This is a genomic window from Rhizobium sp. CRRU65, assembly GCF_048551595.1.
GTDB classification, from domain to species: Bacteria; Pseudomonadota; Alphaproteobacteria; order Rhizobiales; family Rhizobiaceae; genus Rhizobium; species Rhizobium leguminosarum_J.
Genome location: NZ_JBLYZH010000007.1, coordinates 60,329 through 73,236, shown reverse-complemented (window position 1 = coordinate 73,236; position 12,908 = coordinate 60,329). Strand labels below are relative to the sequence as shown.

11 protein-coding genes are annotated in these 12,908 nt (G+C 62.0%); 3 read left to right on the top strand and 8 right to left on the bottom strand.

Features of this window, described 5'->3' with window-relative positions; all coding sequences use genetic code 11:
* Nucleotides 1-151 precede the first annotated feature (151 nt).
* From ACM5SV_RS16235 to ACM5SV_RS16225, 3 genes are all read right to left on the bottom strand, one after another.
* Nucleotides 152-643 carry a universal stress protein gene (locus ACM5SV_RS16235; RefSeq protein WP_003544884.1) on the bottom strand — a complete coding sequence of 164 codons (492 nt, stop codon included), beginning with the start codon at nt 641-643 and terminating at the stop codon, nt 152-154.
* 129 nt (nt 644-772) lie between these two features.
* Entirely contained in the window at nt 773-1,837 is a 1,065-nt protein-coding gene (trpS, locus tag ACM5SV_RS16230) for a tryptophan--tRNA ligase (RefSeq protein WP_017995867.1), read from the bottom strand.
* Nucleotides 1,838-1,967: 130 nt separating this feature from the next.
* Complete coding sequence (locus ACM5SV_RS16225) at nt 1,968-2,366, bottom strand: VOC family protein (RefSeq protein WP_012755784.1); 399 nt, start codon at nt 2,364-2,366, stop codon at nt 1,968-1,970.
* A gap of 188 nt (nt 2,367-2,554) precedes the next feature.
* On the opposite strand from ACM5SV_RS16225, the gene ACM5SV_RS16220 reads away from it, so the two are divergent.
* A complete protein-coding gene (locus ACM5SV_RS16220; protein WP_017995869.1) occupies nt 2,555-2,983 on the top strand; it encodes a YcbK family protein in 429 nt (142 codons plus the stop codon).
* Between the two features lie 82 nt (nt 2,984-3,065).
* Here ACM5SV_RS16220 and ACM5SV_RS16215 read toward each other — a convergent pair whose 3' ends face one another.
* Entirely contained in the window at nt 3,066-3,656 is a 591-nt protein-coding gene (locus ACM5SV_RS16215) for a TetR/AcrR family transcriptional regulator (protein WP_222015218.1), read from the bottom strand.
* Between the two features lie 45 nt (nt 3,657-3,701).
* Here ACM5SV_RS16215 and ACM5SV_RS16210 point away from each other — a divergent pair, with 45 nt between their 5' ends.
* Together ACM5SV_RS16210 and ACM5SV_RS16205 are read left to right on the top strand one after the other, a co-directional pair.
* Complete coding sequence (locus ACM5SV_RS16210; RefSeq protein WP_221962156.1) at nt 3,702-4,700, top strand: NAD-dependent epimerase/dehydratase family protein; 999 nt, start codon at nt 3,702-3,704, stop codon at nt 4,698-4,700.
* A gap of 48 nt (nt 4,701-4,748) precedes the next feature.
* Entirely contained in the window at nt 4,749-5,153 is a 405-nt protein-coding gene (locus ACM5SV_RS16205) for a nuclear transport factor 2 family protein (RefSeq protein ID WP_012755788.1), read from the top strand.
* 27 nt (nt 5,154-5,180) lie between these two features.
* Here ACM5SV_RS16205 and murJ read toward each other — a convergent pair whose 3' ends face one another.
* From murJ to mutS, 4 genes are all read right to left on the bottom strand, one after another.
* On the bottom strand, nt 5,181-6,761 hold the full coding sequence (murJ, locus tag ACM5SV_RS16200) for a murein biosynthesis integral membrane protein MurJ (protein WP_003544894.1): 1,581 nt from the start codon (nt 6,759-6,761) through the stop codon (nt 5,181-5,183).
* Between the two features lie 38 nt (nt 6,762-6,799).
* Nucleotides 6,800-9,706, bottom strand: coding sequence for a [protein-PII] uridylyltransferase (locus ACM5SV_RS16195; RefSeq protein WP_012755789.1), 2,907 nt, complete (start codon nt 9,704-9,706; stop codon nt 6,800-6,802).
* A gap of 154 nt (nt 9,707-9,860) precedes the next feature.
* Nucleotides 9,861-10,136: a hypothetical protein gene (locus ACM5SV_RS16190; RefSeq protein WP_003544896.1), complete on the bottom strand. Its 276-nt coding sequence runs from the start codon at nt 10,134-10,136 to the stop codon at nt 9,861-9,863.
* A gap of 12 nt (nt 10,137-10,148) precedes the next feature.
* Entirely contained in the window at nt 10,149-12,875 is a 2,727-nt protein-coding gene (gene mutS / locus ACM5SV_RS16185) for a DNA mismatch repair protein MutS (protein WP_222015219.1), read from the bottom strand.
* Between the last annotated feature and the right edge of the window lie 33 nt (nt 12,876-12,908).

The following is a 12,908-nucleotide window of genomic DNA, read 5'->3' as shown; positions in this document are numbered from 1 at the left end:
ATAAGCCGATTGACGGCTCTAATCAAGAGACTTGTACTCAAGAAATGCTGGAACAGGATGATTTTTAGGCCCGGTCGGACTAAAATCAGAATCCTGTTCTAATCTAAATAGTTAGAGCGTGATCTCGTCCGAAAACCGCTCGCATGTTTCGCTAACAGAGGGCGTCGATTTCCTCGTTGGTCAGCGTATCCGGCAGCACGGTGACCGGGATCGGAAACGCCGCCGCGCGGCCGGCGACCGAGGAGACCAGCGGCCCTGGACCTTCCTTCGCCGAACCGGCGGCCAGAACCAGGATCGCTACATCGCGGTCTTCCTCGATCACGGCATTGATCTGTTCGGCAGCACCGCCCTCGCGGATCACGACCTCAGGCTCGATGCCGATGGTCTCGCGCACGATTTGGGCGATCTTGGCAACCACCGCCTCGGCTTCCTCGCGCGCTTCGGCCCGCATGATCTCTTCGACGCCGAGCCATTGCTGGAAATCCCCATCGGGGATCACGTAGAGCAGCACTAGCCCGCCATTGGAATTCTTCGCGCGCCGGCCGGCATAATGAACGGCGCGTTGGCATTCGGGTGTGCCGTCGATCACTGCCATGAATTTGCGGCGGTGACCTTCGAGCCGTGAGAGTCGCTTCGATACCATGGCGCGGACTCTGACACCTGAAGGGGAAAATTTGCAAGTCCAGTTTTTGCCCTGATGCCCGAGAAGAAATCCCCTTCTCCCCAGGGGAAGGTCCCCTTCTCCCACGGTGGAGAGAAGAGGAGATTTATCTCAATACAGGAAGCCGATGACGTCGCGCACCTGTTGCATCGTCACCTCGGCGCGGGCCCTTGCGCGTTCGCCGCCCTTGCGCAGGATCGCGTCGATATGGCTGGTATCATCCATCAGCCGGCGCATTTCGCCGGTGATCGGTGCGAGCACGTTGATCGCCAGGTCGACCAGCGCCGGCTTGAAGACGGAGAATTGCTGGCCGCCGAATTCGGCAAGCACGTCCGCCTTCGACTTGTCGGCGAGTGCGGCATAGATCGCCACCAGATTGTCGGCTTCCGGACGGCCCTGCAGCCCGTCGATCTCGCTCGGCAAGCCGTCAGGATCGGTCTTGGCCTTGCGGATCTTCTTCGAGATCGCGTCCTCGTCGTCCATCAGGTTGATGCGCGAGAGATCGGAAGGGTCCGACTTCGACATTTTCTTGGTGCCGTCGCGCAGCGACATGACGCGCGGCGCCGGCCCGCCGATCAACGGCTCGACCATCGGGAAATAGGCATGCACCGGCTCGTTGCCGACGGTGATGTCGACGCCGTAACCGGTCCTGCTGATATGCTCGGCATAGTCGAGGTTGAACTTCATCGCGATGTCGCGGGCAAGCTCCAGATGCTGCTTCTGGTCCTCACCAACAGGCACATGGGTGGCGCGATAGACGAGAATGTCGGCGGCCATCAGGCTCGGATAGGCGTAGAGCCCGAGCGAGGCCTGCTCGCGGTCCTTGCCGGCCTTGTCCTTGAACTGCGTCATCCGGTTCATCCAGCCGATGCGGGCGACGCAGTTGAAGATCCAGGCGAGTTCGGCATGCTGCGGCACGGCCGACTGATTGAAGACGATATGCTTTTCCGGATCGATGCCGGCAGCGATGAAGGCGGCGGCGATCGAGCGCGTCTGGCTCGGCATGTCCTCATGCACGAGCTGGGCGGTGAGCGCATGCATGTCGACGACGCAGTAGATGCAGTCATTGCCTTCCTGCAGCGCCACGAACCGGCGGATCGCGCCGAGATAATTGCCGAGATGCAGATTGCCGGTCGGCTGCACGCCGGAGAATACGAGTTTCTTGAATTCGCTCATGTCGTCCTCAATAGGCTGGTGGAGGGCCCACGCTGTCACAGTTTAAATTGCTGCAGAATGCAGCAGGGCTTTGCGCCCATGTTGCTAACGCCGCGGCTTATGCACGGGCAACCGGTCGCAATCAAGGGGTTCAGGCAGCCGTGTGCTGGATCAAATCGAAAGTGTTGCCGTAGGGATCCGCAAAAACCGCCACCGTGCCGTAAACCTCGTGACGCGGCTCTTCCAGAAAGCGAACGCCGACTGCCCGCATCGCGGCATGGTCGCGGGCGAAATCGTCGGTCTTCAGAAAGAAGCCGACACGTCCGCCGGTCTGATTGCCGATGGCCGCGCGCTGCGTCTCGTCTGCCGCCTGCGCCAGCAGAAAGGCGGCTCCATCCCCACCCCTCGGCTTCACCACCACCCAGCGCTTGCCCTTCGGCTGCAGCTCGTCCTGAAGGCAATCGAAACCGAGGCCATCGCAATAAAAAGCCTTGGCGCGGTCGTAATCGTCGACCACGAGAGTGACGAGGAAAAGAGACTGGATCGTCATGGGTTGCCTCGCGTTTGAGATGTTTATTCCAGTTGTGAGCGGCAATTCCCCGGATTTTAAGCCGAATTGATCAACTGTCTTACTCATAATTGAGTATAAAATTTCACAAAAAAGCTTTTTTTGAACCGAAAATCCTGCGCCTGGTGCCGGCGCCGATGGGGCTGCCGCGGTCGCCGATCGGAGAGACCATGCAGAACGCAATTTTGCTCGCCATAGCAGGCCTTTTCGCCTTTCAATCAGCAACGGGTGCCGTCGGTCAAGATATGAAAAGGCATGCCGTTCATCTTGCAAAACATCAGGCACGTCTCGCCTACACGGTCCAGACCGTCAGCGTTCGTGCCGGCTGCTTTCCAGGGCGCCTGCGAGCGGTCCTGTCGCATATTGCTGCGACGACCGGCCGACGCCCTGTGATCACCTCGGGCCACAGGCCGCATCCCCGCCGCCATGGGTCCCTACATGGAAAATGTCTGGCGGCCGATATCAGGATGCCCGGCCTGTCGGAGCGCACGATCATAGCTGCCGCAAGAAGCGCGCCGGGCATCGGCGGCATCGGCAGCTATTGCAACGGCATCATCCATGTCGACGTCGGACCGCAGCGACGATGGGTGGATTGCTGAGGAATCACCGGGTCCGCCTTTTCCCATTCTAATTTAAGGATCGCCGATTCGGTGGCGGCGAAGAGACCTGCCGCGACCAACTCTATTGGCCGCTCCGCGACGTCACCGCCACCCGCAAGAGGCGCATGAATAGTTTTGTATCGTCATCGAGGCTGGAACCGTTCCATTGCGCGTGTTTGATCCCATCCATTGCAGCCATCATGATATTGGCCAGTTGGATAGGCGAGGCCTGCAGTGGTTCGAGATCGATTTCCTTAGCTTCCGCAGCAGCATCCAGCGTCTGTGTCAGCATAGTCAATAGCCGTGTCCGCGCGTCGAGCGTGATATCCGCAGCCAAGGCCATATTGGCGGCAAACAGCTCTTCTGCATCGGGGCTGCCGCCAAAAGGGGCGATTAACTCTCGCTGAAACACTGCTATGGCCATTTCCATTCGGTCAAACGCGTTTCCCTGTCCTGCCAGAGCCGCTCCCACCTCATCCAGTGCGCGAGTATGCGCTCGCCTGGAACCGGCTCGGAAAAGCTCTTCCTTACTGTTGAAGCTCAGATAGAGCGATGCTCGCGAAATTCCTGCGGCGCGCGCAATGTCGGCCATCGAAGTCTTTCGAAAGCCGAAACGCACGAACACCGGCAGGGCAGCATCCAGAATTTGGGCGATTTTCCGATCATTCTGCATCTCTAAGTCGATGAAGGCGCATGGGTGCGCAGTCAGGAGATACCCGTGAGTATCACGTCAGATAATTCTAATGATGCCACCGTACTGGTGACCGGCATTGGCGGATTTCTCGCAGGCCACATTGCCCTGCAGTTGCTCAAGCAGGGGTATCGGGTCAGAGGAAGCCTACGCAGCATCGGTACAAGCGCTGCGATAGTCGGTCGTCTTGGAGCGCACACCGACGGGCAACTGGAAAACCTCAGTTTGGTGCAGGCCGATCTTGACAGCGATGGCGGTTGGGCTGCGGCCGTCGAAGGATGCGACTATGTCATTCACACCGCATCACCTTTCCCGCCGGGATATTCCGAAAATGAGAATGCATTGATCCAGACAGCCCGCGATGGTGCGTTGCGCGTGCTTCGCGAGGCGCATCGGGCACGGGTCAAACGTGTTGTTCTGACATCCTCCATAGCTGCCACCAACCATGGCGACGGGCGGGCGCCCTTTACCGAAGAGAATTGGACCGACCCGGAAAGCCCGCGGGCGACGCCCTATTACAAATCTAAGACGCTCGATCTGGCCGTGATCAATCCAAGCGTCATCCTCGGGCCGTTGCTCGGGCCGAATTTCGGGACGTCTGTTGGATTGATCCACCATTTGATGACGGGACGATTCAACGGTATCCCGCGCTTTGGCTTCTCCGTCGTGGATGTGCGTGATACCGCCGATGCCCACATTCGAGCGATGACCGATCCTGCTGCCGGCGGCCAACGGTTCATCATCGGTGGACGGTTTTTCTGGCTCAAGGACCTTGTGGCCATTCGTGCCCATTCCTTTCCCGACCATGCCTCCCGCCTGCCGTCCGGCGAAGTCTCTGACGAGATCGTCAGGGTCATGGCGCAATCCGACCCCGATGCACGAACCATTGTTCATGAGCTCAATCGCGACCTCAGTGTCAGTGCGGCAAAAGCCCACCGCGTCCTCGGGTGGCGCTCACGTCCAGAAGAGCAATGCATCCGCGCCAGCGCCCAAAGCCTCATCGACTTGGGATTGGTGCCGGCCTAGCACGATGCGTAGATTCAAATAGCTTTTGCTTTCAATTGGAGAACGGACATGACAATCCCGACCGTCGACGCATTCTCGCCGGCCAATGAGGCCAACCTTCTTCGCGAGACGGAGCACGCGAGGCTGCGTGCCCTGATCAACGCCGATATTGTTCGGGCACAACAGCTTCACGCTCCGGACTTCCAGTTGATAACGCCGATCGGTGCCACGCTTTCCAAGGAAGAATATCTAGGTGCGATCGCCTCCGGGCAGATCAACTACTTGATCTGGGAGCCCGCTGACATTGCCGTGCGGCTTTATGACGGAGTCGCTGTTCTTCGGTATCGTGCTCAGCTGGAGGTTGTCTTCGGCGGCCACAAAGTCGCCCTCAACGACTACTGGCACACTGACACTTATGAGCGGCATGACGGACGATGGATGGTGGTCTGGTCCCAAGCCACAGCCATCAACTAGCCAGAGTCACGGTAGTTACGACTGGCCTCAACCGTCCTTTGCCGGCGCCGGCTTGCGGTTCAGATTGCGTCGGATCATGCCGAGATTTGCCCCGCCAACCAGGAAGGCGGCGGCGAAATAGATCAGCATGGCGATCGCAATCAGCAGCCCAAGGGTGCCGATCTTGGTGAGAAGCGGCGCGCCGGAAGCAAGCGATGGCGCCCAATATTGCTTGAGGAAGACGATGGCCGCGCCCATCACGGCCGCGGCGACGATCAGCAGGGCCGTGCGCTTTGCCAGCGCCCATTCCCATGTCAGGTGGCCGCGGCGCAAAAGTGTGGCGAACAGCAGCACGGTGCTGATCCAGCCGGCGGTGGCTTCGGCGACCGCGATGCCGGGCGCGCCCATATAGGGAAAGAGGGTGAGCGCCGTGGCGCAGTTGGTCGCAACCGCGATGGCCGAAAAACGCATCGGCGTCTTGGTGTCCTCGCGGGCATAGAAACCGGGCTGCAGCGCCTTGATCAGCACGAAGGCCGGCAGGCCGATGCCGTAAATCGCCAGGATCGAGCCGACGACCGCGGTGTTTTCCTGATGGAAGGCGCCGCGCTCGTAGAGCACGCGGATGATCTCGTCGGAGAGGATCCAGAGCGCGAAGGCGGCAGGGATCGTCAGGAACAGCACGAATTCGATCGAGCGGTTCTGCAGGTTCCCGGCCTCGCGCAGGTTGCCGCCCTTCAGCGCCCGGGCCAGTTCCGGCAGAAGCACCACGCCGACGGCGACGCCGACGACCCCGAGCGGCAGCTGATAGATACGGTCGGCATATTGCAGTGCTGCGATCGCGCCGTCGCGGGACGACGCAATCGCCTGGCCGATCAGCTGATTGATCTGGGTGATGCCGCCGGTCACCGCAGCCGGCACCGCCAGGATCAGCAGCCGCTTGACATTGGGCGTCATCTTCGGGAAGCGGAAGCCGATGCTCATACCGGCCGCAAGTACGCCGACATAGACGACGGCAAGCTGCAGCACGCCGGCGGCAAGAACGCCCCAGGAGAGATACCAGGCGGTCGCCAGCGGATCGGCGCCGGTATAGAGCGCATAAAACAGCGCCCCGATCATCACCACGTTGAGGAAGACGGGCGCGATGGCGGCGGCGAAGAAATGATGCAGCGAATTCAGCATGCCGCTCATCATTGCCGTTAGCGACATGCACATCAGATAGGGAAACATCACCGCCGCCATGCGGATCGTGATCGAGAATTTTTCGGGATCGTCGGCAAAGCCCGGCGCGATGACGAAGCGCACCAAGAGCGGCATGGCAAGCTCCATCACGATGGTGATGAGGAGCAGCACCGAAAACAGCACGCCGAAGACCTCTTCCGAAAAGCGCTTGGCGCCATCCGTGCCGTTCGCCTCGATCTCCTTGGCAAAGAGCGGCACGAAGGCGGCGTTGAAGGCGCCCTCGGCAAACAGCCGGCGGAAGAGATTCGGAAAGCGGAAGGCGGCGTAGAAGACGTCGGCCATCGGTCCGGTGCCGAGGGCCGCAGCCATCAACGTTTCACGGGCGAAGCCGAAAATGCGGCTGCCGAGGGTGGCGCCGCCGACGGTCGCGAATTTCTTGACGAGGCTCATGCGTTGGGGCTCATGCGTGGGGGCTCATGCGTTCAGGCTCATATGGGGGAACCGGCCTTCTTTTCGGCGGCGGGCGGGGTCCGGGCGGTGGCGGCGGGTGCGATGATGCCGGAGGGCATGCGCTCGCGCAGCTCGTCTTCTTCCTCGGCCATGACGGCCTTCATCCGGGCGGTGATGTTGGCGCGCTTGCTGTCGCCGGATATTTTCTGGCCGACCAGATCGGTGACGTAGAAGGTGTCGATCACTTTCTCGCCGAAGGTGGTGATGCGGGCCGACTGGATGTCGAGCGACAGGTCGGACAGCACGGCGGTGATCTCCGACAGCAGTCCCGGCCGGTCGAGGCATTCGACCTCGATGACCGTGAACTTGTTCGACAGGCTGTTGGTGATGTTGACCGACGGCGGGATGACGAAAGCCTTGCTCTTCTTGCGATTGCGCGCGCGTGTGGCGATGACCTCGGGCAGCCGCTTGCGCCCGGACAGCACGTCTTCGATCATCCGGCCGATCGTCGCGGCCCGGCGCAGTTCGTCGGCATCGTCGGTAAATTCGCGGCTGACATGGATCGTGTCGAGCGCCCGCCCGTCCGATGTCGTGAAGATCTGCGCATCGACGATGTTGGCCCCGGCCGCAGCACAAGCGCCGGCAATGACGGCGAGCAGTCGCGGATGGTCGGGCGACAGTACGGTGATCTCGGTGATCGCGTGGAAACTGTCGGTGCGCACCGTGGTGGCGAGCGCCTGACCCGCTTTATCAGACTGGCGGATGAAATGGGCGTGACGGATCTGGTCTTCCAGCGGCACGGAGAGCAAATAGGGCTGGTAGTGCAGCTTGGTATAGGTATTGCGATCCTTCTGGCTCCAGTCGGCGAGTGCCGAATGCAGCGCCTCGGCAGCAGCATTGGCGCGTTCCTTGCGGGAGACCTCCGAAAAGCCGCCGGCGAGCAGCAGCTCGGTTTCATAATAGAGCGTGCGCAGAAGCTGGCCTTTCCAGCCGTTCCACACACCGGGACCGACGGCGCGGATATCGCAGATCGTCAGGATCAACAGCATCTTCAGCCGGTCGAGCGACTGCACGCGGTCGGCGAAATCGGTGATGGTCTTGCGGTCGGTGAGGTCGCGGGTCTGCGCCACCATCGACATGGTCAGATGTTCTTCGATCAGCCAGACGACGATTTCCGTCTGCTTCTGCGACAGGCCGAAGCGGGCGCAGAGCTTGCGGGCGACGCGGGCGCCGGCAATCGAATGATCCTCCTGGCGGCCCTTGGCGATGTCGTGGAGGAGAACGGCGACATAGAGCGCCTCGCGGTCCTCGATGCCGGGCATCAGCTTGTTGGCGAGCGGATGCAGATCCTCGGCGCGCCCCTTGTCGATCTCGGAGAGAATGTCGACGGTGCGGATCAGATGTTCGTCGACCGTATAGTGATGATACATGTTGAACTGCATCATCGCGACGATCTTGCCGAATTCGGGGATGAAGCGGCCGAGCACGCCGGCCTCGTTCATCCGGCGCAGGATGAGCGCCGGATCACGCTTCGACGTCAGGATCGACATGAACAGCCGGTTGGCCTCGTCGTTTTCCCGCAGGCTGGTGTCGATCAGGGCGAGTGAGCGGGTAACGCGTTTCAGCGCGTCCGGATGGAATTCCAGCCCATTGATGTCGGCGACGTGGAAGAGCCGGATGATGTTGACCGGATCGCGCTTGAAGACCTCGGGGTCGGCGAGCGCAATGCGGCCGCGGTCTTCGACGAATTCGACGCTGCCGGCGATCTTGCGGTTGCGATGGGTGAAGCGGCTGATGACGCCGGTGAGGCCCGGGATCGACTTCGCCTGCTGGTCTTCAAGCGCGGCGCAAAGGATGCGCGTGAGATCGCCGACATCCTTGGCGACGAGGAAATAGTGTTTCATGAAGCGCTCGACGGCCGAAAGGCCCGGGCGGGTGTGATAGCCGAAGGCTTCGGCGATCTCGCGTTGGATATCGAACGACAGACGTTCCTCGGCCTTGCCGGTCAGGAAATGCATATGGCAGCGCACCGCCCAGAGAAAGTCGTCGGCTTTCTCAAGCAGGCGGTACTCGTGCTTGGACAGCACGCCGAGCTTGATCAGTTCCGCCTGGTCGCGCACGTGATAATAATATTTCGAGATCCAGAACAGCGTGTGCAGGTCGCGGAGCCCGCCTTTGCCTTCCTTGACGTTCGGCTCGACGAGATAACGCGTGTCGCCCGCCTTGCGGTGGCGCTCGTCGCGCTCGGCAAGCTTGGCGGCGATGAATTCCGGCCCGGTGCCGGTGACGATCTCCTTGTCGAAGCGGGACTCGAGCTCGGTTTCCAGCCGCTGCAGGCCGCAGATGTAGCGCATCTCCAGGATGGCGGTGCGGATCGTCATGTCGGACTTGGAAAGCGCAATGCATTCCTCCACCGTGCGGGTGGCGTGACCGACCTTGAAGCCCATGTCCCAGAGCACGTAGAGCATGAATTCGACCGCTTTGTGCGTCTCTTCCGCCGGCCTCGGCAGAAAGAGAAACAGCAGGTCGATATCGGAGCCCGGCGCCAGCGTGTCGCGGCCGTAGCCGCCGACGGCGGTGACCGCGAACTTGTCCTTCTGCTGCGGAAAGATATGGGCGGTGGCGAAATTGTAGAGGACGGTGGTGATCTGGTCCTGCAGCCAGGAAATCCGGTAGGCGCAATTGAGCCCGCCGCCGTCGGCCATCAGTGCCTCGCGCGCCTTCTGCCGGCCTTCGGTGCTCGCCTTCTTCAGTACCGCCAGAAGATCGGCGCGCAGGACGTCGGGCCGGTTGCGGTTGGCCTCGGCAACGGCGTCACACTGCTTCTGCAAGAGCTCGACGTCGAGGATATTGGAGAAATCGAGGTCGCGCATCGCTATCGCCGGGGCGGTTTCCTGTTCATGCCGGACTGCCGGTTCACGGCCTGCCGCTTGTTTCGTCTGCATGCGCTATAGCCCCTTTGCCCGGCGATTGACACGGGCCTTCATACTGCAAGAACGTTTAAATTTGGCGAAATGGTGTTGGTTCGCCGCAAGAGGCGACGGCGCTTTGACGCAAGGGCGCGGGCTTTCCCGGAATCCTCAGGCTTTCCCGGAATCGTCAGCCGGCGGCCCGCGCATTCAGCAAATGCAGCACCTGCCGTGTCTCGCGCATGATCTCCTCGAGCGCCTGCCTGTCGCATTCGCGATAGCCGGCCTTGGCAATCGAGGTGCCGAGCTCCGAGATCACAGCGCAGCAGCGGGTGATTTTCAGCATGCCGATCGGCGACGTCCAGCCGCGCGCGTTGCGGTCCTTATCGGCGCGCCGCATCGTATCGAGCATGGAGCAGATGAGCGAGAGGCGCTCGGTTTCGCGAACCAGTTTTTCCATGAACATGGCGCGCTACTCCTATTTCAACTTCTTCTTGAGGTCGTAAAGCGCATCCATTGCCTCGCGCGGTGTCATGTCGTCAAGGCTCATCGCCTTCAGTGCCTCCTCGACCTTGGAGGTCCCGCGGGCCGTTTCCTCGCGGCGCACCGCCACCTGGAAGAGCGGCAGGTCGTCGATCAACTGGCTCGCCGGGTTCTTGCGATCGGCATCTTCCAGCCGGGTGAGCACGTCGCGGGCGCGCGCCACGACCGAGGCCGGAAGCCCGGCAAGGCGCGCGACCTGGATGCCGTAGGAGCGGTCCGCCGCACCCGGCCCGACCTCGTGCAGGAAGATGACGTCGCCGTCCCATTCTTTGACGCGCATCGTCGCGTTCGACAGCCGGCCAAGCTTTTCCGAAAGCACGGTCAGTTCGTGGAAATGCGTGGCGAAGAGGCCGCGGCAGCGATTGGCCTCATGCAGGTGCTCGACGGCGGCCCAGGCGATCGAAAGACCGTCGAACGTGGCGGTGCCGCGGCCGATCTCGTCGAGGATGACGAGGGAACGGTCGCTCGCCTGGTTGAGGATCGCCGCCGTTTCGACCATCTCGACCATGAAGGTCGAGCGCCCACGCGCCAGATCGTCGGAGGCGCCGACGCGCGAGAAAAGCCGGTCGACGATGCCGATATGGGCCGATGTCGCCGGCACGAAGGAGCCCATCTGCGCCAGGATTGATATCAGCGCGTTCTGGCGCAGGAAGGTCGACTTGCCGCCCATGTTCGGGCCGGTCAGCAGCCAGATCGCCCCGTCCCGGTCGCCGGTCCTCGGCGACAGATCGCAATGATTGGCGACGAAGGGGCCGCCCGCTTGCCGCCGCAGCGCCTGCTCGACGACCGGATGGCGCCCGCCCTCGATGGCAAACATCTTCGAGCCGTCGACCTGCGGGCGGCAATAGGCCTGCTCCTCGGCGAGAAGCGCCAAGCCTGCGGCGACGTCGATGACGGCAAGCGCCCGGGCGCCCGACTTGATCGCCTCGGCTTCCGCAACGACGGCCGCCGTCATCCTGTCGAAGGCTTCGAGTTCGATCGTCAGCGCCTGGTCGGCGGCATTGGCGATGCGGCTTTCGAGATCGGCAAGTTCGGTCGTGGTGAAGCGCATGGCGTTCGCCATCGTCTGGCGGTGGATGAAGCGGGCCTTCGCCTCCGCCGTCTCCGTCATCGGCGAGGCATTGCCGGCGGTGACTTCGATGAAATAACCGAGGACGTTGTTGTGCTTGATCTTCAGCGACCGGATGCCGGTCTCCTCGGCATATTGCAATTGCAGGCCGGCGATGACGCGACGGGACTGGTCGCGCAGTGCCCGGACCTCGTCGAGCTCGGCGCTGGCGCCGTCGCGAAGGAAGCCGCCATCGCGTTTCAACAGCGGCAATTCGTCGGCGAGCGTTTCGGCAAGCAGCTTTTCCACTGCCGCGGGAAGGGCCTGCAGCCCGGATAGCGCCTGGCCGAGTTCTTCGGGCAGCATCGCCTTGCCGAGCATCGCCGCAATTCCGCCCGCCGCTTCGAGGCCCTGGCGGATCGCCCAGAGATCGCGCGGGCCGCCGCGGTCGAGCGCCAGGCGCGACAGAGCGCGCGGCATGTCGGGAACATGTTTCAGCGTGTCGCGCAGATTGCCGCAAAGCAGGGGTTCGTCGATCAAGAAACCGATCGAATCGAGCCGCGCATTGATGCGGGCCGGGTCGGTCAGCGGCGACATCAGCCGTTCGGCAAGAAGCCTGGCGCCGCCGCCGGTGACGGTGCGGTCGATTGCCTTCAACAGCGAACCGTTGCGATCGCCGGAAAGCGTGCGGGCAAGCTCCAGATTGGCGCGGGTGGCGGGATCGATGAACAGCGTCGAGGCTGCACTTTCCCGTTCCGGCTTTCCAAGCGGCGGCCGCTCGGCAATCTGCGTCTTCTCCACATAGGCGACGGCGGCCGCGGCCGCCGCCAGCTCGGCGCGCGAGAAGGTGCCGAAGCCGTCCAGCGTCGCGACGCCGAAATACCGGGCGATCCGGCCCTCGGCGCTGGCGCTGTCGAAGAGCACGGAAGGCTGCGGTACGGCTGTCCGGCCGAGCACGTCGAAGACCGGCTTGAGTTCAGGATCGTGGAAGATCGTGTCCGGCAGGATGAGCTCGCGCGGATCGATGCGCAGGATATCGGCAAGCAGGCGCGAGGCTTCGGTCTCGGCAAGCCGGAAGACGCCGGTGGAAATATCGATCCAGGCAAGCGCCAGCAAGGCCTCGCCGCTGCCGCGAATACGGGTCAGCGCCATCAGATAGTTGGATTCCGAGGGGGAAAGCAGCTTTTCCTCGGTGATCGTGCCTGGAGTGACGAGCCGGACGACGTCACGCTTGACGACGGATTTCGCACCGCGTTTTTTTGCTTCGGCCGGATCCTCGATCTGCTCGCAGACGGCGACGCGGAAGCCGAGCGAAATCAGCTTCTGCAGATAATCGTCGGCCGCATGCACCGGAACGCCGCACATCGGGATGTCCTGGCCCATGTGCTGGCCGCGCTTCGTCAGCGTAATACCGAGCGCGCGTGAAGCTTCCAGCGCATCCTCGAAGAACAGCTCGTAGAAATCGCCCATGCGATAGAACAGCAGCGAACCCGGATTGTTCGCCTTGATCTCGATAAATTGCTCCATCATCGGCGTCGCCGAGGCACGGCTTTCCGCCGTGGCGAGCTCGGCAGCCGAAAAGGCTTCATTCCCTGTGTCTATTCGTGCGTTCACGGAGGTGGAGTTTTTCCCAAAAAAACAGGTGCC